Raw genomic sequence first — 25,376 nt, 5'->3', positions numbered from 1 at the left:
CGTGTAACAAGTCTCCGCAGCAAAGTATTGCACCAAGCGGTGGCAATCAAAGCAAAGGAAGAAACATGGGCAGTGAAACTGAGCATTTGTCGGATGCGTTAGTGCGCGTCGCAGAGCATCGGGACAGAAGCGCATTCGCAACGCTGTTTTCTTATTTCGCACCAAAGATAAAACGCTTTGGCATTAAGCAATACAACAATGAAGCGTCGGCGATGGAGTTGGTGCAAGACACCATGACTTCAGTTTGGCGTAAAGCTCACCTTTACCACCCCAGCAAAGGCGCGGCGACGACTTGGGTTTATACCGTAATGCGTAATGCATCCTTCGATGCGCTGCGCAAGATGCGCAGCAACAAAGAAGATACCTTAAGTGAAGATATCTGGCCGTTGGTGCAGCATCATGAAGAAGAGCAAGAAGTGTTTGGCGATCATTTGCAGAGCCAACTCTTGCAGCAGCATATAGACAAGCTTCCCATCGCCCAGCAGGAAGTGGTTAAGGGAGTGTACTTTCAAGAAATGTCGCAAGAGCAACTTGCGAAGCAGTTAGGCGTACCAGTCGGAACCGTGAAGTCGCGGTTAAGATTGGCGCTCTCAAAGCTAAGAAATCATCTGGGAGCAGAGCATGATTAAATTTCACCCGAACACACAGTTGTTAGAACAACATGTGCTTGGCGCATTGCCAGCTTCGCTGAGCGTGGCAATTTCAGCTCACCTTGAGCTTTGCGATAGCTGTTGCGACACCGTCGCAGCGTTAGAGCAGCGCATTGGTGAACAAACGTTTACAGACGACGCCGGTGAGGAGCTTGCCGGGTCACAAGAACTGCTTGATGCGCAGATGAGCGCCATGCTCAGTGATATTACTGCAGATACAGACGTCGATGATTTTGCCATTCAAAGCGCAAAGCAAATATCCGTCGGTGGTAGAAACATCACGTTACCACGAGCATTGAGCCATGTGGGCATGTCGAGGTTTGTTCAGGCCGGGAAGCTCGCGCGTTCGCGCCTGGAGCTTGATGAGGGCAGTATCCGCACCAGCTTATTGTACATCGCTCCAGGGGGGACCATTCCCGAGCATACGCACACAGGTTTTGAGTTGACGCTATTGCTTGATGGCACCTTTACCGACGAAGAAGGAGAGTATCAACCGGGCGATTTTATATGGCTTGATCATAAGCACGACCATACTCCTTACACCGAACAGGGGTGTTTGTGCTTGGCAGTAGTCAATAGTGCACTACACTTCAATAAAGGCTTAAGTAAATTGCTGAACCCCATTGGCGAGCTTATATATTAATGGATAAATCGTTGAAAATAGGTATTAGCGCGTGTCTTACCGGCGAAAAAGTTCGCTTTGATTCTGGGCATAAGCGCTCTAACTTTTGCATGGATGAGCTGGCAAAGCACGTCCAGTACGTGCCCTTTTGTCCAGAAGTGGCGATTGGTTTACCCATTCCTAGGCCGACCATTCGCCAGGTGCGCAAAGACGATGTGATAACGGTGTGTCGCCCTGATGGCAGTGGCGAGGTTGGCAACGATCTTAAAAACTATGGGCAGCAGGTGGCTCAGAATCAAGGCCAACATCTCGATGGGTTTATATTCTGTGCCAAAAGTCCTAGCTGTGGCATGGAACGAGTCAAGGTCTTTAATGAAGCTGGGACGGGCAATACATCAGAGGGTGTCGGCTTTTTCAGCGCCGAAATAATGAAGGCTAATCCGCTGCTACCTTGTGAGGAAAATGGCCGACTCAATGACATGCACCTACGCGAAAACTTTGTTATGCGGGTTTATGTTTACCATAGCTGGCGCAAGCTGCGCGAGTCAGGATTAAGCGCTCATCGGCTGACTACTTTTCATTCTTTGCATAAATACCTATTGATGAGTCACAACTATCAAGCCTACCGTGATTTAGGGCGGTTGCTTGGTAGTATAGAAGGGGATGACATCGAAGCTATTGCCGATGAGTATATCCTTGGCTTAATGAATGCGTTGAAAAAGCCTGCTTCGCGTAAGGCACACACCAATACTTTGATGCATTTGCAAGGGTATTTTAAACAGCACCTAGGTAGAGAGGAAAAGCAAGAATTACGTGCGGCAATCGAAGACTACCGCCAGGGGCTTGTGCCTTTATATGTGCCACTGACGCTATTGCGTCACCACCTTACGGTGCACCCAAATCCCTATTTAGCGCAACAAGTCTACTTTAATCCCCACCCAAACGATTTAAAGCTGAGGTATGGTATTTAAATGAGTTCATTGTTCTGGTTTCGGCGCGACTTGCGCCATTATGCAAACGAAGCTTTAATTGAAGCATTAAACAACGGCGCAAAAGACGCCGTTTTCTTTGTCTGCGAGAAACAGTGGCAACGGCACGACATGGCACCCATTCAACGGGATCTCATGCTGCGACGTGTCGATTATTTGGGTCAGCGCCTGAGTGAGCAAGGTATTCGCTTGCATGTATTGGATGTTGATGAATTTAGTGACATACCCGCATCGTTACAAGGGTTATGTAACAGCTTGAGCGTCAAGCATGTTTATGCCAACCGTGAATATGAAGTGAATGAACGCCAGCGTGACAGCCAATGTGCGCAATTAGCTATTGAATTTCATTGGTTTGATGGCGATGTAATTGCCCCGCCAGGCTCGGTGTGTACAAAAAGCGGCGACATGTTTCGCGTGTTTACCCCATTTAAGCGTCAATGGCTAAAGCAGTATGAGCAAAGCCACTTTTCATTGCCGTCATGGCCGTCGTTACATAACGCGATAAAGTGGCAGACCCCTCGTTGTTTGCAAAGTGACGGTGAGTCGCAAAAATGGCCGGTTGACGATGACTCACTTAGCGCCATTGTTGAGCGCTTTATTGACGATAAGCTCACCACCTATGAACAGCAGCGAGACTTTCCAGCGATTAAAGGCACCTCCGGGTTGAGCCCATACTTGGCACTCGGAATAATCAGCGTTAAACAACTGCTCGTTAATGTACAGCAGCGCCACCCTGATATTTTGCAAAGCGCAAAAAGTAACCTCTTTAGTTGGGTCAACGAATTGATCTGGCGAGAATTTTATCGCCATCTTATTGTTGCTTATCCGCGTTTATGCAAACACGCTAACTTTAACGCCAAGTACGACGCCGTGAAATGGCGGCAAAGCGATAAAGATTTTAACGCTTGGTGCGAAGGAAGAACGGGTTACCCCCTGGTGGATGCAGCGATGCGACAATTAGTGCAAACAGGGTGGATGCACAATCGCCTACGTATGGTGGTGGCAAGCTTTCTGACCAAGCATTTACTCATCGATTGGCGCGCTGGTGAGCAGTTTTTTATGCGTCACCTGATTGATGGTGACTTGGCGTCAAACAATGGCGGATGGCAATGGGCGGCAAGCACCGGCTGTGACGCGCAGCCTTACTTTCGTATTTTTAACCCGATAACGCAAAGTGAACGTTTTGATCCAGATGGCGAATTCATCCGTAAGTACCTACCAGAGTTAGAAAAAGTGCCTGCTAAGCAGATCCACTTTCCGCACCAATATCTAGCAGCAACTCAAAGCAACAGGTATTGGCCAGCGATAGTTGATCATAAAGCAGCACGCGAACGTGCCTTAGCACGATTTAAGGTGGACGATGAATAACGCGCTTGAGCAATTTGTGTCAGTTTATCAGCGTTTGGATAAGCATAACCTAGACTTGCTGCAGGAAGTTTATGGCGAAGCCATTCATTTCCAAGACCCCCTTCATGAAGTTAAAGGGTTGCAACAACTAAGGCGATATTTCGCCAACATGTATGCCAATGTTAATCACTGCACATTTGATATTAGCCAACAATTTGCTTTTGATAATCATGCATTCTTGTATTGGACCATGCGCTTTTCACACCCTAAGTTAAATGGTGGCAATGAGGTCGCGGTTGCAGGGCACAGCTTTTTGCAATTTGATCAAGGCAAAGTCATCCACCATCGCGATTACTTTGATGTAGGCGCTATGTTATACCGACATATTCCTTTGCTTGGCAAAGTAATCAAGCTCGTTGACCACAAAGCAGGGAGTTAGGCTATGAAAGTATTAATCACAGGGGCAACATCGGGTATCGGTGAAGCCCTAGCTAAGCGCTATGCGCAGCAACACGATGTTATTGCGTGTGGGCGAGACGAACAAAAGCTTAAAGAGCTAGAAGACAGTCAAGGCCAAGGGCGTATTAAAGGGTTATCCTTTGATGTCACCGAATTAGAGGCTATTAAATCAGCCACAACTGACATAGACGAGCTTGACTTGGTGGTGCTCAACGCCGGTAACTGCGAATACGTCGATGATGCGCGTCATTTTGACAGTGCATTATTCGAGCGTGTTATTACTATCAACCTTCTAAGCCTTGGTTATTGTCTTGAGGCGCTATTGCCGAAACTTAAATCCGGTGCCCACCTCGCCATTGTTTCCTCCAGTGTCACATATTTACCACTGACGCGGAGCGAGGCATATGGCGCATCGAAATCAGGCGCCACTTATTTGGCAAAATCCCTGGCTGTGGATCTTAAAGACATTGACGTAAGCGTTATCCACCCTGGTTTTGTGAAAACGCCATTGACCGATAATAATGATTTCCCTATGCCCATGGCCGTCAGTGCAGAGCAAGCCGCTGAGTACATGTATAAGGGCCTGCAAAAACGGCGTAAAGAGATTCATTTTCCAAAAAGATTCACATTTATTTTAAAACTGCTGCGCGTGCTGCCTTGGCCGCTGTGGCGCAAAATTGCAAAAGGAATGGTGCGGTGAAGAAAATCGCAGTAATAGGTAGTGGTATCGCGGGCCTCAGTAGTGCCTATTTGTTGAGTAAAAAGTATCATGTTGATGTTTTCGAAAAGAACGATTATATCGGTGGGCACACCGCCACAGTAGATGTTGAAGTCGGCGGACAGCAACACAGCGTCGATACTGGTTTTATTGTTTTTAATGATCGCACCTATCCACGTTTTGAAAAGTTGCTCGCTGAAATTGGCATAGGTCGCAAGCCTACACAAATGAGCTTTAGCGTGCACAACGTGGACACAGGTTTTGAATACAATGGCCATACATTGACCACTTTGTTTGCCCAGCGTCGCAATTTATTGCGACCTAAGTTTTGGCATTTGTTGTGGCAAATAGTCCGTTTCAACCGGTTGTGTAAGGATCTTTATCACAGCGGCGAATATGAACAAGGCGACACCTTAGGTCGCTTCCTTGATAGGCATGGGTTTAACGACTTCTTCCGCAATCATTATATTTTGCCTATGGGGGCGGCGATTTGGTCTACGTCGATCAAAAAGATGCAAGACTTTGGCATCGAGTTTTTCATCCGCTTCTTTTACAACCATGGCCTGTTAGATATTACCAATCGCCCGCAGTGGTATGTGATCCCTGGCGGTTCTCGTGAATACATCGGTCCGCTAACGAAACCCTTTAAAGACAATATCTACCTAAACGCGAATATAGAAAAGGTGTTTAGGCACCCAGATGGCGTGACGATTCATATGCAAGGTGGTGAGATTTACCACTATGACGCGGTGGTGTTTGCGTGCCACTCCGATCAGGCCCTAGCGTTATTAGGCGATGCCACCGAAAGCGAGCAGCAAGTGCTAGGCGCGATGCCTTATACTGCCAACTCTGTTGTCCTACATACTGATACTAGCTTGTTACCTGAGCGTCGTGCAGCGTGGGCGAGTTGGAATTATCGCCTTGATAACAACACCGAGCAAGCCGCAGTTGTCACTTATCAAATGAATATCCTCCAAGGTTTGCACAGCAACCCACCGTTGTGTGTGACTCTCAATTGTGATGACGCTATTGATGATAGTAAGGTGCTGCGCCGTTTCACGTATCATCACCCTGTATTCAACAGCGACAGCATCGCTGCGCAACAACGCCGAGATGAGGTTAACCTCGCAGCTACTTACTATTGCGGCGCATACTGGTACAACGGTTTTCATGAAGATGGCGTGCGCAGTGCTGTGGATGTGGCCAAAGCGCTAGGGGTCGACTTTGAGGACTGAGACCGTGCAGGAACCGTTACTGACCCAAGGGTGCGCGATCATGCTTGGCGATGTGCGTCATCGGCGCTTCGAGCCCGTGTTCCATGGTTTTAACTATCCACTGTACATGATGTGGGTTGACACTCAGCACCCAGAGCAGCTTGATGGTATCCACCCTTTGGTTGGGACGCATGGCTGGAAGGTGCTGCGGTTTAACCAAGGCGATTACTTGCGTGATGAGCAAGGCTCGCTGTTTGAACGCGCTGTGCATAAAGCACAGCAACTGGGCGTAGAGCAAGAGATAGCCCAAGTTTACATGTTGGTGCAGCTGCGCTGTTGCGGTATTTACTTTTCTCCGGCCAATTTTTACTTCTATCGTTATCGTGGTGACAGCGATTTCAGTGTCATGGTTGCCGAAGTGAGTAATACTCCTTGGAATGAGCGTCACTATTATTTAGTTGATTTACAAACTAAAGTGAACTTTAAAAAGCAGTTTCACGTATCGCCTTTTATGAATTTGGATATGCATTACCATTGGCGAGTGAAAGCCAAGAACCGGGCGATGTTTATTCATATTGAGAACAAACGCCAGCGGCAGAAATTATTTGATGCCACCATGCGATTGCAACATCGAGGGTTAGAGCGCCGTGCGTTCACTAAGGTGTTGCGGCGTTTTCCTATAATGACACTGAGTGTCATGCGCGGGATATACTGGCAAGCATTAAGGTTATTGTTAAAGCGTGTGCCGTTTTACGCTCACCCAGGAAAGAAAGATGGATAGAGTTACCCAAGTAGAAGCAAAAAAATCAATCAGTTGGAAGTCTCAGATCGCTAAACGCTTTGTCTTGGCAGCATTGAGAACCTTAAAGCACGGCTTTGTAGAAATGCATTTTCGTGATCAGAGCTATCAGTTTGGCAATAACACCTCTTCGCTTAGAGCTCGCGTGGATATAAGCGATGCGCGTATGTTCGATGCGTTTGCCTTTGGCGGCAGTATTGGTGCGGCGGAGTCCTTTATAGACGGCCATTGGCAATGCGATAACTTGACTGCCTTGGTGGAGATTTTTGTTCTCAATCAAGATCAGCTCGATGAATTTGAAGGTCGCTTCGCCTTTTTCAGCGCAATCGCCTACCGACTCAAGCACTTGCGTAACCGTAACAGCACGCAAGGCTCGAAAAGAAACATTGTTGCTCACTATGACTTGGGCAATGAACTATACGAGTCGTTTTTAAGTGATGAAATGCTTTACTCCTGTGCCGTTTATCCTCAAGCAGATGCAACCCTTGAGCAAGCGCAGGCACATAAATTAAAGCTGATATGCGAACGTGTGCAGTTGGCCGATGGCGATCAGGTTGTCGAGATTGGCACAGGGTGGGGCGCCTTTGCTATCTATGCCGCTACCCACTATGATGTGCATGTAACGACTACAACCATCTCAGATCAACAACATGCCTATGTGCAGCAAAAAATCGCGCAGCACGGCTTAGAAGATAAAATTACCCTCTTAAAGAAAGACTATCGACTGCTTGAAGGACACTACGACAAGCTTGTCTCTATAGAAATGATTGAGGCGGTAGGTCATGAGTACCTCGGTGAGTTCTTCAGCAAATGCAACAGCCTTCTAAAGCCCAGTGGTGCCATGCTTATTCAGGCTATCACCATTAATGACCAGCGCTACAGTAAATACGTAAAAGAAACTGACTTTATTCAACAGTACATCTTCCCTGGCGGGTGTTTGGTGTGTGTTGATGAAATGAGTAAGCATTTGCGTAAAAACACAGACCTGGTCATGCATGAATTACATGATATTGGCCTTCATTATGCTCGGACGTTAGCTGATTGGCGCGCTCGCTTTGAAAAGGCGTGGCCGCAATTGCAAGGAGCTAAATTCAACAGCGCCTTCTATCGCCTTTGGTTGTATTATCTGGCTTATTGCGAAGGGGCATTTCGCCAGCGGGCAATTAGCACTGTGCACCTAAGCGCGCGTAAGCAAGGCTTCAACGGCGGTGATGATCATGTGGCGCTTAGCTACTAATTTTATTTTGTTTCAAAGCTGCTGGTGGGCAGCTTTTTTTTGGCAAAACGATGCGTTGCCAATGATGGCGGCGCTGATTGTGATGATGCTTGCGCTCTCTGAAAAGCGCAAGCAAGACATACTGTTACTTGCCAGTCTACCCATTGCTTTATTACTCGAAACGAGTGCTGCGCAATTTGCGCTACTGCAATTTGAAGGCGCTTGGATACCCTGGTGGCTCGTCTTATTATGGGTTTCCCTCCTGTTAACTATCAATCATTCATTGCGGTTCATTACGCGATTGCCGCTGTGGCAATGCTTTTTCTTGTGCTGGGTGTGTGCACCATTTAGCTACCTAGGTGCTGCTCGCTTTGAAGTGCTGTCAACGCCCTTGCCTTGGTGGCAATTTTACCTTGTGTATGGGCTGCTTTGGGCCAGTGCTTTTACCGTGATTATTGTGATCAATCGCCTTGCAGGACGCGTAGAAGATAATACCTAGTTATTACGGATGATTTTTCATGAAATACCTTCCTATCATTATGGCATTAACCCTGGGTGGTATGGCGCCATCACCGGCGTGGGCACAGGTCTCCTTCAAGGTGGTTGGTGAAGGGGTTATGAGCTATATGTTCTGGGACCTATACCGCGCGAAATTAGCAACGACAGATGGCGACTACCAAGGCGGAGAGCATCCAGTGCGCTTGACCCTCACCTATCTCAGAGATATAGAAGCAAGCGACATTGTTAAAGCTACATTTGATCAGTGGCGACACCTTGATAAGGCGCAGTACGTCAGTGAATATGGCGATACGTTACAAGGCTTATGGCCGGATATCACAAAAGGGGATTCATTGGCTTTTGAGACCAATGAGCAGGGCGTGGGTACTTTTTATTATAACGGTGAAAAGTTACAAACCATCGAGCAACAGGCTTTTAGCGAAGCCTTTTTGGCAATATGGTTGTCGCCGGACACCAGCGAGCCAAAACTGCGTCAGAAATTAATAGGAGCAAGTGAATGAAGTCATTACGCGTTTATTTAGGTGTGTTTGTATTGGCGATGTTGACTGCCTGTTCGGCCTCCATCGAGGATTATGAAGGAACTGAACCGAAATTTGATTTTAAACAGTTTTTTTCTGGCGAGTTAGTTGCCTATGGCATAGTGCAAGATTACTCAGGTGAGGTCACACGGCGTTTTCGCGTTGATATGCAGGCCTCATGGCAGGGAAACAAAGGCGTTATTGACGAGCAATTCTATTATCAGGACGGCGAGCAGGACACGCGTGTATGGCGTATCGAGTTGGGTGAAAATGGCACCCTTACCGGGACCGCCAATGATGTGGTTGGCACCGCGCAAGGGGTGACCAGAGGCAGTGCCTTCAATTGGAAGTACACTCTCGAAATTCCTTATGACGGTGATACTATGACGGTAGACCTAGACGATTGGATGTACCTTGTCACAGAATCGAGGTTGATCAACCGCACCGCAATTGATAAGTTGGGATTGGAGGTTGGCGAAATCACGCTGGTGATAGAAAAACGCTAAAACTCTGTGCCTAAGGGCTCTCCAGAGGAGAACTTTTTCAGAAAATGTGTGATTTGCGGTTGCCAAGTCAGTAAAAATGCATAATGATAGATTTGCTAAGGCAAAAAAATAACGAATAGGAATCAAACAATGAACAAAGCTCAATTAGTCGAAAAGATCGCCAGTGATGCAGAAATTTCAAAAGCAGCGGCGAGCCGTGCACTGGACGCGTTCACAGGTGCGGTGACTAACTCTTTGAAAGATGGTAACTCTGTCGCGCTAGTAGGCTTCGGTACTTTTTCAGTTAAAGAGCGTGCAGCTCGTACCGGCCGCAACCCTCAAACAGGCGCAGAAATCCAAATCGCTGCTGCGAATATCCCAAGCTTCAAAGCGGGTAAAGGTCTAAAAGACTCAGTAAACTCATAATCAGTTTACTAACAATTGTGAAAAAAAGGGCGGTTTCGCCCTTTTTTACGTTTAAAGCTCTGCAATTCATAATTAGTCAATGAAATGCCAGCCGCCTTGTTGCTATCCTTTCAAGGCTTTATCGCCACGTCCTAAACCAATAGCTCCAGAACGCACCATTTCTATGACCTCTGTTTCATGGCGCAAGGTATCCAAAAACGATTCTAGCTTCTCAGTACTTGCGGCGAGTTGTAATGAATAGCTGATCCGCCCCATATCCAAAATGGCGCCGCCAAATACATCAACAACTCGGGTTACTGCTGCGCGTGTGCTCTCATCTTGGGCTACAACCTTAACTAAGAGTAATTCACGTTCAATATGACTTTGTTCGGTTAGATCAATGACCTTGAGCACATCCACTAATTTATTAACTTGTTTGAGGATTTGCTCAAGGATACGATCGCCGCCCTGCGTGGTAATAGTAATGCGCGATAACGATGCATCATCGGTGGTGCCCACCGCGAGACTATCGATGTTATAAGCTCGCTGGGAAAATAAGCCGACGATGCGTGAAAGTGAGCCAGGCTCGTTTTCTAATAAGATTGATAATATTCTACGCATTATGCTTTCACTCCTTTTTTCAGCCACATATCATCAATTGCGCCTAGTTTGATTTGCATCGGGTAAACATGCTCTAACTCATCAACACGCACATCTAAAAAGACCAATCTATCGCTGATATTGAGCATCTCTTCAATGGCGCTATCAAGCTCATCGGGATGATCAACGCGTATACCGACATGACCATAGCTTTGCGCCAGTTTGACAAAATCAGGTAGAGACTCCATGTAAGACGACGAGTGACGACCGCTGTACATCATATCTTGCCATTGACGCACCATGCCTAAGGAACGATTGTTCAGTGATACAACTTTGACCGCCAAGTTATACTGCAAACAAGTTGATAGCTCTTGTATGTTCATCTGAATGGAGCCGTCTCCAGTGATACATATTGACTCGCTATCACGATAAGCAAGCTTAACGCCCATCGCTGCAGGAAGACCAAACCCCATGGTTCCAAGGCCTCCGGAATTGATCCATTGGCGAGGTTTTTTAAAGGGGTAGTACTGGGCAGCAAACATTTGGTGCTGACCCACATCGGAGCTGATGTAGGCATCGCCGTTAGTGGCTTTATAAAGCTTTTGAATAACAGTCTGTGGCTTGATTTTTTCACTGCCTGCACTGAAGCTAAGGCATTTTTGTTCACGCCAACGATTGATTTGCTGCCACCAATCCTCTTGGGCACTTCTATCAATGGCAATGTTCGATGTGTTGATAGCGGTTAATAATTGTGTCAGTACGGTGTCTAAGCAGCCAACCACCGGAATATGGGCGCTGATAGTTTTAGAAATCGAGGTTGGGTCAACATCAACATGGACTATGGTTGCGTCTGGGCAGAACTTATTCACGTTATTGGTAACCCGATCATCAAAACGAGCACCTAAAGCTAAAATAAGATCGGCATTGGCCATCGCTTTGTTTGCTTCTAAAGTGCCATGCATGCCTAGCATACCAATAAAGTTTGGATGTTCACCGCTCAACCCACCGAGTCCCATTAACGTATTAGTACAAGGGGCGTTAAGCGTCTCTACCAGTTCGGTAAGCTTATCGCTGGTGTCGGAAAGAACGATACCCCCCCCTGAATAAATGACCAATTTTTTAGCGTTAAGAACTGCATTGACCGCTTTTTTAATTTGTTTTGGGTGGCCTTTCTTGTTGGGATTATAGGTTCTGATCTGGATGTCACCTGGAAATTCAAATGGGAACTTCTGGGTTGGGTTAAGTACGTCCTTAGGGAGTTCAACAACAACCGGACCCGGGCGACCGCTACTAGCAATGTAAAATGCTTTGGCAAGCATAGTCGGAATATCTTTTGCGCTACGGCAGTTGAAACTGTGTTTAACGATAGGCCGTGAGCAACCGACAATATCCGTTTCTTGAAAGGCATCGTCACCGATAAGGTTGCTGGGTACTTGTCCAGAGATCACCACCATGGGGATTGAGTCCATGTAGGCAGTAGCAATACCGGTTACGCAATTAGCCGCTCCGGGACCGGAAGTGGCCAAGACCACACCCACTTTTCCGGTCGCACGGGCGTATCCGTCAGCCATGTGCGTAGCTGCCTGCTCGTGACGCACAAGAATATGCTCAAGGTCCTGCTGTTCAAAGAGCGCATCGTATAAATCTAATACCGACCCCCCTGGATAACCAAATATATATTGAACGCCTAGTTCTTTTAGCGCGGCGACGACTAACTCTCCACCGTTAAACTGTTGCTCATTCATCCTCATTCCTTAAAAAAAAACCCCCGCTTAAGGGCGGGGGTTTGTTAGCGTTATATGCTCGCTCACGTAGGCCCCGCAGTCTTGGTTAAGACCACCACGAGAATCACAACGAGAACGACGACATTAAACATGGGTAAACACTTTTATACTCAACAATGGTTTCTATTGTTAAGCTTTTGAAAGCACACTGTCAACCCCGAACAAGACTAAATTTGAATAAAAAATACGTAATGAGAGTTTAAATTAACCTGCTCAGAATAAAGTTGTCCTAATGGTAAAGTTTTTAGCAAAAAAAAGACCGGTATCGAACCGGTCTTAGTCAGGTTATTCAATCATCATGACCACCTGTATGCAGTGTTTTTTTCCTGCTTACAGACGCTCAATAACGGCAGCGGTAAAGTCTGTGGTGCCGTGCTCGCCACCCAAGTCGCGAGTGGTGCGGTCGCCACTTTTAATGACATCAGCAACTGCTGCGCGAATTCGCTCTGCTTTGTCACCCATGTCTAAGTATTCAAGCATTTGAATGGCTGCGAGAATAACTGAGGTTGGGTTTGCCAGGTTTTTGCCTGCAATATCTGGAGCACTGCCGTGAACAGCTTCAAAAATAGCCGCGTCTTCGCCAATGTTAGCGCCTGGGGCCATACCTAGACCACCTACTAAACCAGCACATAAGTCCGAAAGGATGTCACCGAACAGGTTAGTGGTTACGATAACGTCAAATTCCTCAGGATTCATGACCAGTTTCATACACGTTGCATCAACGATCATTTCCGATGATTCAATATCAGGGTAACGTTCACCCACTTCACGAGCCACTTTTAAGAACAGCCCTGAGGTTGATTTCAAGATGTTTGCTTTGTGTACTGCAGTGACTTTTTTACGGCCTTCACGACGTGCTAACTCGTAAGCAAAGGTGACGATTTTCTCAGCGCCATCGCGCGTGATTTTAGACATCGCTTCGGCTTCGTTACCGTCCTCTGAAACCACCTGGCCTAGACCAGAGTACATACCCTGAGTATTTTCACGAATGGTGATAATGTCGATGTCGTCATAGCGCGCCTTGGTGCCAGCAAAAGATTTTACTGGGCGCACATTAGCGTAAAGGCCAAACTGTTTACGAAGTGTGACGTTAATTGAAGTAAAACCTTCGCCTACAGGTGTAGTTAATGGACCCTTTAACGTGATTTTATTACGGGAAATGGCTTCGAGCGTTTCTGGTGGTAAAAGTTCACCAGTTTTTTCAAGCGCGGCTAGACCAGCATCAATGTATTCGTAATCAAACTCACAACCGACGGCATCAAGAATTTCAATTGCCGCGTCGATAATGCTTGGACCGATGCCATCGCCTTTGATGACGCTAATGGTTTGCTTAGCCATGTAACCTATTCCTTAAAACTGATAGATGTGTCCACCAACGACGCCAACGCTGCTGCTAAGAACAGTAAAATGAACGTTTAGGGTGGATAAATTTACGTGAGAATTCAGGGGCGTTTTATAGCAGCAAAGGCGTTATTTTTCCAGTATATGGCTTTTAAATATACCTTATACCGACTATAAATATGGTGAATTAAGCTCAGTTAGATGCCATTGTGTGGTGCGCAAGATAAGGCACGATCGACCAGCCGCTCGATTTTGGTGCTGGGCCCTTGCCAATCGACCATAGTTTGCTTAACTAACTGCTGTTGCCAAGCACTTGCCGTCGCCGGCCCGGAGAAGGTGTAAAACAAGATGATTTTTAACGTACAGCATAGCCGCGCATTGCTGTTCAACTGGTCGAATGGTTGTTGTTCGCTGTTTAATAACGCATTGACCCACTCATTGCTGCCAATATGACGGGTCAAATAATGGCGCAACGCTTCGTTATCATAGTGTTGTACTCCAAGGAGCGTCGCCAACGGGCGTGCTATGTCTTGTTGCATGGGTGTTTTCAACGGGTTTAACGCAATGGTACGAGATAACCGCTGTGGGCACTCAAAAATAAAGAAATTGAAGTAACATAGCAATAAGGCTGATAGTCGCTCATGCTGGAGGTCTTTTGTTTGCCTTGCGATATCTTCAACGATGCGAATGGCACTGTGTACTCGAGCTTGTAGAAACTGTGCCATAGGGTGACACAGTTGCAGCATCTTTTCTTCCAACATCACTCGGGCAATAAAATCCCTAACGCTGTAAAGCCCTACCATGGAAAGCGCGTGCCGCAAAGAGCTGGCCTTTTGTGCACCGCGATTATACTGGCTCGCTTGCATCATGATTTGCGCAACGAGCGTGTCGTCTTGTGCGATGACTTTCTCAATATCGCTATAACCATGGGCACCACGAATTTGTGCGACGATGGCATCATGATCGCGCTGCGCCTGAGGGTCGGGGCTGGCGCGTTGCACAGGGACACTGGCGCGGGCACTCACTGACGACCAATTGCGGTAACGCACCGGTTGGCGGTATTGCCAGTGAGGGTTGGCGAGCAGTCGAAAACGAGACTTAGTCGCCTGCGCATCGGTGAAAATATACTGACCATCAGGGTGGCAGCCCATGTATAAATAGTCATTCTCTTCAAAGCGCTGTCGCGAACCAAGAAGTTGTGGAGAATAGAAGTCAACCAACGTATCGCAGTCTTGCTGTATGGCAACATTATGAGTGGCTTTATACAACTGCGCGCAGGCATTAAAGAGGTGTAACGGCCGTGCTGCTGTCATTTGCTCTGCTAAAATGCTGGCGCAGGCCACAATACGCGTATAACCATCATATAACGGTGCGCGTTGATGGCTGATAATTTCGCGGCGATAGCGTTTTAGCTTGGCAATGATCTGCGTTAGCGCAGGTTGCTCTTCGCCACTGAGCGACAGCATCTTCAGGCTCAGTAATGCGCTTTGGCTAAACCGTTGGCGCTCTGCACTGCTTAGAGCCTCGCCATTATGGCGCTTATTGAGCAGTGATAGTACTGATATGTCAGCGCTGAGCGCCGCCATCATCATTACTTGCGTATCACTGCGGTGGTAATTGTGAGCGCGGCACAATCCGGCCACGATGGCGACGCGTTTTAGACGTAGGCTCTGCGCATAAGCAAGGTTTTGTATGTGGGTTGATAGCAGCCATTGAAATAAACCGTTTTGCTTATGGGCTAACACACTTAAGCGCTCACTGAGACCGAGCAGGGCAGGGTATAAGCTAGACCACTGCGAGCGCGACAGTGCGGCTTTATCAAAGCGTACTATATAGTCAATAACGCGGTCGAACTGCTCGACGTATTTAGGATTGTAAGTCGACTTTGTCATAGGCAAGCTCGGCTTGCTGCCCCCATACTAAAAGCTTTTTATTTTTAAACAGCAGCCCGGTGCATTCATCTTTGGTGGTGATGCCATCGGCCTTTTTGTGCTGAGTGCGATAAAAGACTATTTGGTAAATATCATCGCCTCGGCGTTTTACAAAGGTTAGATCCGGTGTACCCAAGGTATCAAGAACCTCCTCAATGGGCATTGAATCGGCAGAGTCGAGGCTCGCGATAAACCGTTTGTTATAGGCTTCTCTGTCCTGCCATACCATGGAGCCAGGGTCATCCTTGTAAAAGGTCATCACGAGTGTCGCTATCAGGGCATACACACCGATACCTAACACCACATAACGTAATACTTTTTTTAACATTGTGATACTGCGTCCACCAGCCAATTTAACTCAGTATACCGGGCTTGGCGCTGCTTTGCGAAGTCGAGTGCGGTGGAAGAACAATTTGCTGCGCCCCGTTGTGCACTCGAAACTGCTTTAGGCTTACGCCAAGATCAATATCACAGCGCAGCGATACCAAATGTAAAGCGCGCACATACTGTGGCAAATTATTGGTTAATTGTCGCTGAATTTTATTTTCAGGTGCTTGCGCTAGGGCGTGTTGAACGCTGTCGTACTGGGTGAGTAATGCCTTTGCTGATTTTATACCTATGCCATTTACACCTGGGATATCATTGGTTTTGTCGCCGACCAAGGCGAAATACTGGGTCAGTTGCGCCACGCTAACGCCGTATTTGTCCTGTACCTGCTGAGCATCGCGAAAAGATTTGCCAAAGTAGTCATATACTTTGATTTGCTCACTTAACAGTGGCAAATAGCCTTTGTCGGTAGACACAATAATACATTGCATGGTCTGCGGCGCTTTACTGGCCAAGGTCGCTAATACGTCATCCGCTTCCTCGTTATCTACACTCAAGGTGCTTATTTGGGCGGCGTGAAACGCGTGCGCAAAACGGCCCAAATTGGTTTTTAGGCGCTCTGGCATCGGTTTGCGCGATATCTTGTAATCAGGGTAGTAAGCATGACGCCAGCTGCTTTGTCCATCGAAGGCCGCAACCGCATAATGGGGCTGATATTGGTGCATTAGCTTATTAATGGCGTTGCTGGTTCGCTGCAGCGCTGCTTCAATGGCAGCATCGCTATCACTACCATGTTGAGACTCGCACACCGCATAAATGCGCCGAATCAAGTTCAGCGCATCAATAAGTAGAAAGTGCATCATGTCTTAATGGTATAACAAGGGATGTAGGTGCTGCCTGGCAACTTCATGCGCCCTTGGGCCACAAAGGCACTTAACAAGGTATCCATCTTACGCATTAACTCAGGATCGCCAGATAGCTCAAACACACCATGCTGTTTGATAGCGCGGATCCCTTCATCTTTAACATTGCCAGCAACAATCCCCGAGAAAGCACGGCGTAAGTTGGCGGCAAGTTGTTGCTTAGGCTGCTCTAAATGCAAGTTCAAAGACGCCATATTCTCATGGGTTGGGGCAAACGGTGCCTGGAATTCAGGCTCAATACGCAGCGTCCAATTGAAGTAGTAGGCATCACCCTGTTGGCGACGATAGTCGCGCACATCTTGCATTTGCGCTTTTAATTTACTGGCGACTAATGCCGGGTCGTCAATGATCACCTCAAACTTATCTAATGCTTGCTCGCCTAAGGTGTCGCGTACAAAGCTGACTATTTCATCGAAATAGTCCTTACTTTGTGCCGGCCCGGTAAGTATCACCGGCAGCTGTTGCTTTTGATTCTCAGGGTGCAACAAGATGCCAAGTAAATATAACAACTCTTCTGCAGTGCCTGCGCCACCTGGGAAAATAATAATGCCATGGGCAACGCGAACGAAGGCTTCCAGGCGTTTTTCAATGTCCGGTAGAATGACCAGCTCGTTAACAATTGGGTTGGGTGGCTCTGCAGCGATAATACTGGGTTCGGTGAGGCCGAGATAACGCGGGTTGTCAACGCGTTGCTTGGCATGGCCTATCGTTGCGCCTTTCATTGGCCCTTTCATGGCACCTGGACCGCACCCTGTACAAATATTCAGGCCACGCAGACCGAGTTGATAGCCCACTTCTTTGGTGTATTTATACTCGATTTCATTAATAGAATGGCCACCCCAACACACTATCATGTTCGGATCGGTGTTCACTGGCATGGCATCGGCATTGCGAAGCATGTCGAAGACCATGTGGGTTATCGCTTTTGGATCGGGTTCTACCATCGCTTGGTGTTTTTGACAAATGAATAAGATATCGCGAATGACTGAAAAAATATGCTCATGGATACCACGAATGATATCGCCATCGACAAAAGCGGTTTCAGGGGGGTTAGTCAGCTCTATTTTGATTCCTCGCTCGCGGGCGACTAAACGAATGTCGAAGTCTTGAAAGCGATCGTAAATCTCGGCGCTGGAATCGGTATGACTGCCCACGTTAAGGACCGCGAGCGCACAATTGCGAAAGAGCCGATAACGGTCAGTGGTCGATTGCGCGAGCAAATCTACTTCTAATTGTGAAAGAAGGTTTAATACGCCAGTAGGATTAAGCTGTACTTGCATTGCTGCTCCTTAATTTAATGCATGTGGCGAGTGCTAAAAATAGCTAGCACTTAAAAATAGATGGTCAGCTTGAGTTGTTTTTGACACAGTCACAGCAATAACGCAATGCCTTGGCGGTTAACTGGACAAAATTAACCGGTCTCTCCCTGCATTCTTCGCCTCATACAGCGCTTTATCAGCGCGGTCGAAAGCACTGAGTGCAGTGTCGTCGGCGTTAATTTGGGTGACCCCAATAGACACCGTGATTTGCACCTGCTCATTTTTGAACTTAAAAGGAATACTACGAATAGTGTGGCGCAGCTTCTCTAGCGGACGAACAACGTTATTGATGGATACGTTTGGCATAAGCATTACGAACTCTTCACCGCCAAAGCGAGCAATAAAGTCGGTACTGCGAATCGATTTTTTCATCGCCGTGGCCAAAACCTGTAGGGTTTTATCACCGGCACTGTGGCCATAATTATCATTAATGGACTTGAAGTGGTCGACATCAATGACCACCAAGCACAACGGGGTCTGATGGCGTTTAAAGTGTTTCAGCTCAAGATCCATGCGCTCATCAAAGGCAATACGATTTGGCAATTTAGTCAGCCCGTCTTGCAATGACACCAGACGTTGACGCTCAAGCTTGGTTTCATATTGTGCAACTTGCTGCTCCAACGCCTCAACCTGAGATTGCATACTGTGCAACGCTTGGCTTAGGGTATCCCGTTGCTGCGCCTCTAATTTCTCTTTACTCAGTAATTGCTCGGTCAGCGCAGAGAGCTTAGATTCAACAGTTTCTTTGAGCGTTTGAATATCGGTCGCTTGCGCGGTTTGCTCACTCAAGTGATTGATGTTTTCATCAATTTGGCGATATACAGCACTGATTTTGCTATCTAATTGCTTAGAGCGGTCGCTGGTTTTAGCGATGGCTTGCTGCAATTCCGACAGGTTGTGATTTAACGCGGCAAGAAAGTGCTGAGCAGACTGGCGCTCTTTACTCAGGCTCAAGACGATGACGCGCATGATTTCAACACTGGCATTCAGTAAGCTATCGATTGTGCTGGCAGCATTAATTTGTGATTTTAATTGCCGTAGATGCTCAGCCAATTCCCCTTCTAAGGAGATCTCACTGCTCAGTGCGTTAAGCTCATCAATTAAGGGTTGCAGTTGAGTGTTATCGCTTGGGTCACCATCCTCTTGCTGACTACGACTGGCCATCACTTGGTCGTATATGGTGACTAACCGCTCTAGTATCGGCAAAAAGTCGACGGCAGTTTGTGCGTCGACCAGCTCAGTATTAAGTAGGTGGCGCAAGGTGCGTCTAAGCTCGGCGGGAATACCTTTGCGCTTTTGCAAATTAATGCCGGCCGCCTGCACACCCTGATGCAAGGCACGAAAACGCGCTTCCAGATTGGCTTCATGGCGAGACAGTAAGTCAGTGAGCTCGTCTATCACAGGGAGCAGGTCTTGATAGTTGGCGCCTTTGTGTAACAACTTTCTAAATGCGGCAAGACGGTTATCTAGCTCGATATCCATGCCTTTACACACCAAGGATAACTTGGCAATAAATTGCGCGAGGGTACGAACTTGCTCTTGGCGGGTGTTCTCGATTGTTTGCCGTTGGGAGACGGCGGAATTAAGCTTTTTTCTTAACGCGTCGAGCTGCTCAGACACACCCGTTTTCCTTCTGTTTTACTCTAGATTTTAGTGTACAACAATTTTCTTCGCTTTTCTGAACTACTCACCGATTTTTTGTTGTGAATCAGTAATTGGGCGCAAATGCTTGTTGTTTGTGCGTCCGACTTGGTAGGGTGGCGGCCATAGTATCATTTCTCTTTAGGTTTCAACGTGAAAAAAGCTTTACTGGGGGCCACTATGGTTGCCCTTAGCCACTGCGCGCTGGCAGATACGCAATACACATTAACTATCGATGACGGTACACATCATTTGGGTGATGTACAGGTGCAATTTGATAAAACCGGACAAAGCTATATCGATGCCAAGCTACCAGCATGGCGCACAGGGCGCTACGACATATTAAATCTCGCCAATGGTGTGCGTTATTTTGAGGCCCTAGACAGTGAAGGTGATACGCTGAAATGGCAAAAAGTAGATAAAAGCACGTGGCGCATCTTTTTGGATAAACCCACAGCGGTGACCTTGAATTACCAAGTGTATGCCAATCAACTAGGCCTGCGTTCGCGCCACATTGACGACAGTCACGCTTTTATTGATGCCTCTGGCTTTTTTATGTTTAGTGAGGCAACCCGCAACGAGCCTGTTTCTGTGCAGCTTGATGTTCCTAAGCAATGGCGCTCCGTATCGGGAATGGATAATGGCGACAATGACCATCACTTTATCGCCAATAATTACGATGTATTGGTGGACTCCCCCATTGAGAGCGGTATTAACAGCCATTATGAATTTACCGTTGACGGGCGCGATTATGAGCTCGTGATTTGGGGCCAAGGTAACTATGACGCCGAGAAAATGGTCACGGATTTAACCACCTTGGTAAAGACCGGTGATGTCATTTGGGATGATTACCCGTACCAGCGCTATGTGTTTATGGTGCATGCAACGTCCGGCGCTCGCGGTGCTACTGAACACTTGAACTCGACCATCATTCAACGCCATCGCGACAAATTCGCCAAGCGTGAAGACTATTTGGGCTTTATTGCCACCGCAGCCCATGAATTCATTCACACCTGGAACGTTAAAGCTTATCGCCCTGAAGGGTTAGTGCCTTATGATTACCTAGCGCCTAATTACTCGCGTTTATTGTGGCTTGCTGAAGGGTCGACCAGCTATCTTGAGGATCACCTTCTGCTGCGCAGTGACTTAATGAGCAAAGAAGAATTTTTTAAGGATTTGGGTAAGCGCATAGACCGCCATTTAAAGACGCCCGGACGCGAGGTGCAAAGTGCAGCACATACCAGTTTTGATAAATGGATTAATGCTGGCGGCGATCATGGTCGTAACTTTAGTACCAATATCTACTCTGAAGGCTCGCTGATCTCCATGGTGTTAGATTTAAAGCTGCTAAGCGACTCTGATGGCGCGGTAAGTTACCGTGATGTACATCGTGAACTGTATAAGCGCCATCGTCTGCCTGAAGGGTTTAACGAGGCGGATGTGTTGGCCATTCTCAACGATATCAGCGGCCAAGATTACACGCAGTGGTGGCAAAACCATGTTGATAGCCCATTGCAGGTCGATTTCGATACGTTATTGGCGACGGTGGGGCTGCAGCGTACCTACTCAGAAGATGCCAAACAAAGCCCATCGCTAGATGTGCAAGGTAAGCTTGACAATGGCTTGATTGAGTTAACCCATGTGCGCAGAAATGGCGCTGCTTGGCAAGCGAACCTCACAGCAGGGGACAGCATCGTGGCTATCAACGGCAAGCGAGTTAGCAGCGATTTAGCTACCTTGGTTGAGCAATTCGCGGTGGGAGAGCAAGTTGAGATCACTTACTTTCGCAGAGATAACCTAAGAACCACCACGCTTACACTCGGTGGCGAATACAATGAGGCAGCGACTATCAAGGCCGTTGATAACCCGACAGCGGCGCAACAAGCGCTTTTCGAAGCCTGGATGGGAGTTGATTTAATCTAGTCGCATTAATGTGGCGTGCGCTTTACCTGCACGCCACTCTTATTAATGAGAGCGAGAGTCTAAGTGCTGAGCATGGCTCTTGAGATTTTTAATCAAGTTTTTTCTCGCCATGATTTGTGCTGGCAAGGTGGTCAGCGCCAGCCACTGTTTTTGCAGTGGGTAGGGCTTGGGTTTATTTCGTCCTTTTGCGGCGATATCGCTGTCAAAAAAGTTATCTTGAGCGACGGGATAAGGCTTAATACTGACAACGTCAACACCGGTTTCCCAGCAATATTGAATATCGGTATCTACCGGGCGGCTGATCTTGGTACTATGAGCTAATAGCTGTTTCGCACCTTGGCGGCTAATGACATAAGCACAGCAGCCACTCATGGGCTTATCATGCACCACTAAGTGCTGTTCACCACTGATTTGGGTGCTGTACTTCACTGGCCGCTCCCGGCCTTGATAACTGCATAACTTAACGATATCGATAGCCATGTTGGTGTTTATGATTGCCGAAATACTGTCGGCTAAATCACCACACAAGGTAAAGTCGTCCTCTAAAATTACCGCATACTCAGCACCGCTTTGTATCAAGGTTTGCCAACAGCGGCGATGGCTTAAATAACAACCAATTTCACCGGCACTAAGAGGGCGATAAAAATGACGGCGATTAGCCGCCTCGCTGTAAACAGCGGACACTTGCTCTGCAGTTAGGGCTTTGCCGTTAACCGCTTCTATGCGTTCAAAGTCAAGTTGTTGGGCGTGGAGCTGTTGCTTGGCGCGAGCCAGGCGTTCTTGGCTGCCAGCCAAGTTAATGACATAGATAGGAACCATCATCCTCTCCTGTGATGGGTATGGGGCCAGTGTGGCGAATATTTAAGGCAGTAATATGTAGAAAAAATGACAACCAGATGACATCAGCGGCCGCTGTCCTTTTTAAGAGGCCGCTGCAGCAATGGTCTTTATGCCTTATTTAACGCTAGTTCCTACCTCATAAGAGGTCATCCATGGGGTTCGTTTTGATAAAGATTTACCAGTATGTATAGAAACAACGGGGGCAGACTCATCAAGCACAAAGGTCGTGCGTAGTGAGTTGGCAGACTCTTTTTGCTTTTCAAACCAATTTTCGCCCAAGCACTGACGAGTGAACTCCACCGCCTTGTTATGAATGCTAAGGGCTTGGGTTTTATCCTTATAACTTTCTTGGCAATGATAGTTCATGGTTTTATCATTAAGGGCGCTTATTTGGCAGCTTTCACCAATTAAGTTATAGCGTGATTGCCAGCTATCCATGTACTTTGATTGAATGCGTCCAAGCTTCAACCCCTCAAATTGGTTGTCATATGCACCAACAAGCGCTTCTATTTTGTCGCAGGGACTGAGTTGGTCGACATATGCTTGATTCTCTTTTTGTTGCGGGCTGGTGCAACCACTAATAACAACCAGCGCCGCTAAGGTAGGATAAATTGCCTTCATGCCAATGAGTTCCTTAATTGGGGTACCCACAGGATACCCAACCAAAGGCCATGCTGGCAATATTTACTGTCAATTAATAGGTCTTAGTGACGTGATTGTAAACAACTGACCACCTCAGACAACGACAAGCCTTGTCGTTGCAACAGCACGATTAGGTGATAAAGCAAGTCAGCGGCTTCGTTGGTCAGTTCCTGGTTATCATTTTTCATGGCAGCCAGGGCCACTTCGACGCCTTCTTCGCCCACTTTTTGACAGCTGCGGCTGAGCTCTTTGGCAAATAACGAGGCGGTGTAACTGCTTTGCGGGTCGCTGTCCTTACGGGCAACGATAATTTGCTCCAGCTCGGCTAAAAACCCTAAGTTGGGTTTTGCATCGCCAAAACAACTTTGTGTGCCTAAATGACAAGTGGGCCCATCTGGGCGAGCAAAGACTAAAATGGAGTCTTGGTCGCAATCAGTGTACACGCGCTCAACGTGGAGATAATGCCCTGAACTTTCTCCTTTGGTCCACAGGCGCTGTTTCGAGCGTGAATAGAAGGTGACCTTTTTACTTTCTAAGGTGTGCGTTAACGCCGCTTGATCCATAAACCCTTGCATAAGAATTTGTCCGGTATCAACATCTTGAATCAGCGCAGGAATTAACGGCGCCTTGGCAAAATTTACTTCGTTTACATTGCTAATATCTAATCGCATAATCGAGTCGCTATGTTGTTATCGGCGAGGTGACGTTTTAAATCGCCAATATTAATAAGGTTTTTGTGAAACACGCTGGCCGCCAAAGCGCCGTCAACATTGGCTTGGTTAAAGACATCGCTAAAGTCGCTGATGGTCCCTGCGCCTCCTGAGGCGATCAGCGGCACATCGCAACGTTGGCGTACCTTGCTTAGCTGGTCTATATCATAGCCGTTGCGCACACCGTCCTGATTCATACAGTTTAGTACGATTTCTCCGGCTCCGAGCTGCTGCACGCGCTCGACCCATTCCAAGGTGGTGTAGCGGGTACGCGACGAAGCATTGGGATCGCCGGTCAGTTGATACACCAAGTATTGATCGCTGTCCTTATCGTAAAAACTGTCGATGCCCACCACCACACATTGTTTGCCGAATTCATCGTGTAATTCGCGAATAAGCTCGGGACGTGCGATGGCCGGGCTATTGATGCTGATTTTATCGGCGCCGCGCTCCAAGACGCGGGCCGCATCAGCCACTGATTTTATACCGCCGGCAACACAAAAGGGGATATCGATGTGCCGGGCGATGCTCTCTACCCAGTTCACATCTAGCAGGCGTTTTTCGACACTGGCACTGATCTCATAAAATACCAGTTCATCGGCGCCTGCTGCACTATAAGCTTCTGCCAAAGCGAGTATATCACCGACCACCTCATGCCCTTTGAACTGCACGCCCTTAACTACTTGGCCGTCTTTGACGTCTAAACAGGGGATTATGCGTTTTGATAGCATGCCAATGCCTCCTCAACGTGGAACGCGCCATCGAGCAAGGACTTACCTAGAATAACGCCTTGCGTACCTATGGCCTTGAGTTTGGCAATGTCTTCTAAGGAGCTTACGCCCCCTGAGGCTTGGATGCGTAAACGGCTGTTATGCTCTTGCAATTGCTGATATAGCGCAAACGAAGGCCCGCTCATGGTGCCGTCTTTGGAGATATCGGTGCATAAGAAATCCTGCACCCCGAGATCACTGTAGTAGTCAACTAAGCTAAACAACGAGACATCTGCACTTTGCAGCCAACCGTGTGTTGCAGGGGCCCAGCCAGTGTCCGTTTTATTTACATCTAGGGCGATAACGAAGTGCTGCGCGCCATATTCACGGATCCACTGGGCAACTTGCTGTTGCTCGTTCACCGCCTTGGAGCCGATAACCACTTGCGCTGCACCGGCTTCTAGCCACTGCTTGACATCGGCGCTGCTACGCACACCGCCGCCGATTTGATAGGGAACCTTTAGCTGTGCGGTCGCTGCTTGGATTTGCTGCCATTGCTTTTTACTTGGGTCGCGCGCGCCTTCTAAATCGACTAAGTGTAACTTTTGTGCCCCTTGATCCTGATATTCGCTTAATCGCGCTTGCAAATCAAAGGGGTAGAACTGGGCTGTATCGTACTTGCCTTGAAATAAGCGCACGATTTGTTGTTGTAATATATCTAATGCTGGAATAATCATACTCAAT

The 25,376-nt window shown here is 47.5% G+C and carries 27 protein-coding genes; 14 read left to right on the top strand and 13 right to left on the bottom strand.

What is annotated here, in order from left to right; genetic code table 11:
• Nucleotides 1-65: 65 nt before the first annotated feature.
• The 13 genes from MHM93_RS08260 to MHM93_RS08200 all read left to right on the top strand — a co-directional run bounded on the left by MHM93_RS08260 (nucleotide 66) and on the right by MHM93_RS08200 (nucleotide 9,962).
• Nucleotides 66-629: a sigma-70 family RNA polymerase sigma factor gene (locus MHM93_RS08260; protein ID WP_045980206.1), complete on the top strand. Its 564-nt coding sequence runs from the start codon at nucleotides 66-68 to the stop codon at nucleotides 627-629.
• Nucleotides 622-1,293, top strand: coding sequence for a ChrR family anti-sigma-E factor (locus tag MHM93_RS08255; RefSeq protein WP_239448644.1), 672 nt, complete (start codon nucleotides 622-624; stop codon nucleotides 1,291-1,293). The genes MHM93_RS08260 and MHM93_RS08255 overlap by 8 nt, the downstream gene beginning before the upstream one ends.
• On the top strand, nucleotides 1,293-2,243 hold the full coding sequence (locus MHM93_RS08250; protein WP_239448643.1) for a DUF523 and DUF1722 domain-containing protein: 951 nt from the start codon (nucleotides 1,293-1,295) through the stop codon (nucleotides 2,241-2,243). Before MHM93_RS08255 ends, MHM93_RS08250 begins: the two co-directional genes overlap by 1 nt.
• Complete coding sequence (gene phrB, locus MHM93_RS08245) at nucleotides 2,244-3,629, top strand: deoxyribodipyrimidine photo-lyase (RefSeq protein WP_239448642.1); 1,386 nt, start codon at nucleotides 2,244-2,246, stop codon at nucleotides 3,627-3,629.
• Nucleotides 3,622-4,047, top strand: a complete 426-nt coding sequence (locus MHM93_RS08240) for a nuclear transport factor 2 family protein (protein ID WP_239448641.1) — start codon at nucleotides 3,622-3,624, stop codon at nucleotides 4,045-4,047. The genes phrB and MHM93_RS08240 overlap by 8 nt, the downstream gene beginning before the upstream one ends.
• Before the next feature lie 3 nt (nucleotides 4,048-4,050).
• Nucleotides 4,051-4,767, top strand: a complete 717-nt coding sequence (locus MHM93_RS08235) for an SDR family NAD(P)-dependent oxidoreductase (RefSeq protein ID WP_053909394.1) — start codon at nucleotides 4,051-4,053, stop codon at nucleotides 4,765-4,767.
• A complete protein-coding gene (locus MHM93_RS08230; protein ID WP_239448640.1) occupies nucleotides 4,764-6,020 on the top strand; it encodes an FAD-dependent oxidoreductase in 1,257 nt (418 codons plus the stop codon). Before MHM93_RS08235 ends, MHM93_RS08230 begins: the two co-directional genes overlap by 4 nt.
• A gap of 40 nt (nucleotides 6,021-6,060) precedes the next feature.
• The gene (locus MHM93_RS08225) at nucleotides 6,061-6,780 is read left to right on the top strand and encodes a DUF1365 domain-containing protein (protein ID WP_239448704.1); all 720 of its coding nucleotides are present in this window, start codon (nucleotides 6,061-6,063) and stop codon (nucleotides 6,778-6,780) included.
• Nucleotides 6,773-8,035 carry a cyclopropane-fatty-acyl-phospholipid synthase family protein gene (locus MHM93_RS08220; protein WP_239448639.1) on the top strand — a complete coding sequence of 421 codons (1,263 nt, stop codon included), beginning with the start codon at nucleotides 6,773-6,775 and terminating at the stop codon, nucleotides 8,033-8,035. Before MHM93_RS08225 ends, MHM93_RS08220 begins: the two co-directional genes overlap by 8 nt.
• A complete protein-coding gene (locus tag MHM93_RS08215; RefSeq protein WP_239448638.1) occupies nucleotides 8,016-8,513 on the top strand; it encodes a DUF2878 domain-containing protein in 498 nt (165 codons plus the stop codon). The genes MHM93_RS08220 and MHM93_RS08215 overlap by 20 nt, the downstream gene beginning before the upstream one ends.
• Nucleotides 8,514-8,532: 19 nt before the next feature.
• Entirely contained in the window at nucleotides 8,533-9,033 is a 501-nt protein-coding gene (locus MHM93_RS08210; RefSeq protein WP_239448637.1) for a chalcone isomerase family protein, read from the top strand.
• Nucleotides 9,030-9,557 (top strand): DUF3833 domain-containing protein, encoded by a 528-nt coding sequence (locus tag MHM93_RS08205; RefSeq protein WP_239448636.1) that lies wholly within the window; start codon nucleotides 9,030-9,032, stop codon nucleotides 9,555-9,557. The genes MHM93_RS08210 and MHM93_RS08205 overlap by 4 nt, the downstream gene beginning before the upstream one ends.
• Before the next feature lie 129 nt (nucleotides 9,558-9,686).
• Complete coding sequence (locus tag MHM93_RS08200) at nucleotides 9,687-9,962, top strand: HU family DNA-binding protein (protein ID WP_053909399.1); 276 nt, start codon at nucleotides 9,687-9,689, stop codon at nucleotides 9,960-9,962.
• A gap of 102 nt (nucleotides 9,963-10,064) precedes the next feature.
• Here MHM93_RS08200 and ilvN read toward each other — a convergent pair whose 3' ends face one another.
• From ilvN to MHM93_RS19440, 8 genes are all read right to left on the bottom strand, one after another.
• The gene (gene ilvN, locus MHM93_RS08195; protein WP_022946818.1) at nucleotides 10,065-10,562 is read right to left on the bottom strand and encodes an acetolactate synthase small subunit; all 498 of its coding nucleotides are present in this window, start codon (nucleotides 10,560-10,562) and stop codon (nucleotides 10,065-10,067) included.
• A complete protein-coding gene (locus tag MHM93_RS08190) occupies nucleotides 10,562-12,286 on the bottom strand; it encodes an acetolactate synthase 3 large subunit (RefSeq protein ID WP_239448635.1) in 1,725 nt (574 codons plus the stop codon). The genes ilvN and MHM93_RS08190 overlap by 1 nt, the downstream gene beginning before the upstream one ends.
• A gap of 369 nt (nucleotides 12,287-12,655) precedes the next feature.
• On the bottom strand, nucleotides 12,656-13,663 hold the full coding sequence (locus MHM93_RS08185) for an isocitrate dehydrogenase (RefSeq protein ID WP_239448634.1): 1,008 nt from the start codon (nucleotides 13,661-13,663) through the stop codon (nucleotides 12,656-12,658).
• Nucleotides 13,664-13,863: 200 nt separating this feature from the next.
• Nucleotides 13,864-15,558: an HDOD domain-containing protein gene (locus tag MHM93_RS08180; protein ID WP_239448633.1), complete on the bottom strand. Its 1,695-nt coding sequence runs from the start codon at nucleotides 15,556-15,558 to the stop codon at nucleotides 13,864-13,866.
• Nucleotides 15,533-15,925: a DUF3192 domain-containing protein gene (locus MHM93_RS08175; RefSeq protein ID WP_022946822.1), complete on the bottom strand. Its 393-nt coding sequence runs from the start codon at nucleotides 15,923-15,925 to the stop codon at nucleotides 15,533-15,535. Before MHM93_RS08175 ends, MHM93_RS08180 begins: the two co-directional genes overlap by 26 nt.
• A gap of 25 nt (nucleotides 15,926-15,950) precedes the next feature.
• Nucleotides 15,951-16,787, bottom strand: a complete 837-nt coding sequence (gene xni, locus MHM93_RS08170) for a flap endonuclease Xni (protein WP_239448632.1) — start codon at nucleotides 16,785-16,787, stop codon at nucleotides 15,951-15,953.
• Nucleotides 16,784-18,127, bottom strand: a complete 1,344-nt coding sequence (ppnN, locus tag MHM93_RS08165) for a nucleotide 5'-monophosphate nucleosidase PpnN (protein WP_022946824.1) — start codon at nucleotides 18,125-18,127, stop codon at nucleotides 16,784-16,786. Before ppnN ends, xni begins: the two co-directional genes overlap by 4 nt.
• A gap of 117 nt (nucleotides 18,128-18,244) precedes the next feature.
• A complete protein-coding gene (locus MHM93_RS19440; protein WP_239448631.1) occupies nucleotides 18,245-19,786 on the bottom strand; it encodes a GGDEF domain-containing protein in 1,542 nt (513 codons plus the stop codon).
• 174 nt (nucleotides 19,787-19,960) lie between these two features.
• Here MHM93_RS19440 and MHM93_RS08155 point away from each other — a divergent pair, with 174 nt between their 5' ends.
• Nucleotides 19,961-21,730 (top strand): PDZ domain-containing protein, encoded by a 1,770-nt coding sequence (locus MHM93_RS08155; RefSeq protein WP_239448630.1) that lies wholly within the window; start codon nucleotides 19,961-19,963, stop codon nucleotides 21,728-21,730.
• A 42-nt stretch (nucleotides 21,731-21,772) separates the two neighbouring features.
• On the opposite strand, the gene MHM93_RS08150 is transcribed toward MHM93_RS08155, so the two are convergent.
• The 5 genes from MHM93_RS08150 to MHM93_RS08130 form a co-directional block, all read right to left on the bottom strand.
• Nucleotides 21,773-22,549 carry a glycosyltransferase family 25 protein gene (locus tag MHM93_RS08150; RefSeq protein ID WP_239448629.1) on the bottom strand — a complete coding sequence of 259 codons (777 nt, stop codon included), beginning with the start codon at nucleotides 22,547-22,549 and terminating at the stop codon, nucleotides 21,773-21,775.
• Nucleotides 22,550-22,684: 135 nt separating this feature from the next.
• Complete coding sequence (locus MHM93_RS08145; RefSeq protein ID WP_022946828.1) at nucleotides 22,685-23,191, bottom strand: hypothetical protein; 507 nt, start codon at nucleotides 23,189-23,191, stop codon at nucleotides 22,685-22,687.
• An 83-nt stretch (nucleotides 23,192-23,274) separates the two neighbouring features.
• On the bottom strand, nucleotides 23,275-23,883 hold the full coding sequence (gene hisIE / locus MHM93_RS08140; RefSeq protein WP_022946829.1) for a bifunctional phosphoribosyl-AMP cyclohydrolase/phosphoribosyl-ATP diphosphatase HisIE: 609 nt from the start codon (nucleotides 23,881-23,883) through the stop codon (nucleotides 23,275-23,277).
• On the bottom strand, nucleotides 23,874-24,653 hold the full coding sequence (hisF, locus tag MHM93_RS08135) for an imidazole glycerol phosphate synthase subunit HisF (RefSeq protein WP_239448628.1): 780 nt from the start codon (nucleotides 24,651-24,653) through the stop codon (nucleotides 23,874-23,876). The genes hisIE and hisF overlap by 10 nt, the downstream gene beginning before the upstream one ends.
• On the bottom strand, nucleotides 24,635-25,369 hold the full coding sequence (locus MHM93_RS08130; RefSeq protein ID WP_239448627.1) for a 1-(5-phosphoribosyl)-5-[(5-phosphoribosylamino)methylideneamino] imidazole-4-carboxamide isomerase: 735 nt from the start codon (nucleotides 25,367-25,369) through the stop codon (nucleotides 24,635-24,637). Before MHM93_RS08130 ends, hisF begins: the two co-directional genes overlap by 19 nt.
• Nucleotides 25,370-25,376 lie beyond the last annotated feature (7 nt).

Source organism: Pseudoalteromonas sp. MM17-2 (genome assembly GCF_022347945.1).
GTDB classification, from domain to species: Bacteria; Pseudomonadota; Gammaproteobacteria; order Enterobacterales; family Alteromonadaceae; genus Pseudoalteromonas; species Pseudoalteromonas ruthenica.
The sequence above is the reverse complement of the archived record's forward strand: the minus strand, read 5'-3'. Positions and strand labels throughout refer to the sequence as shown.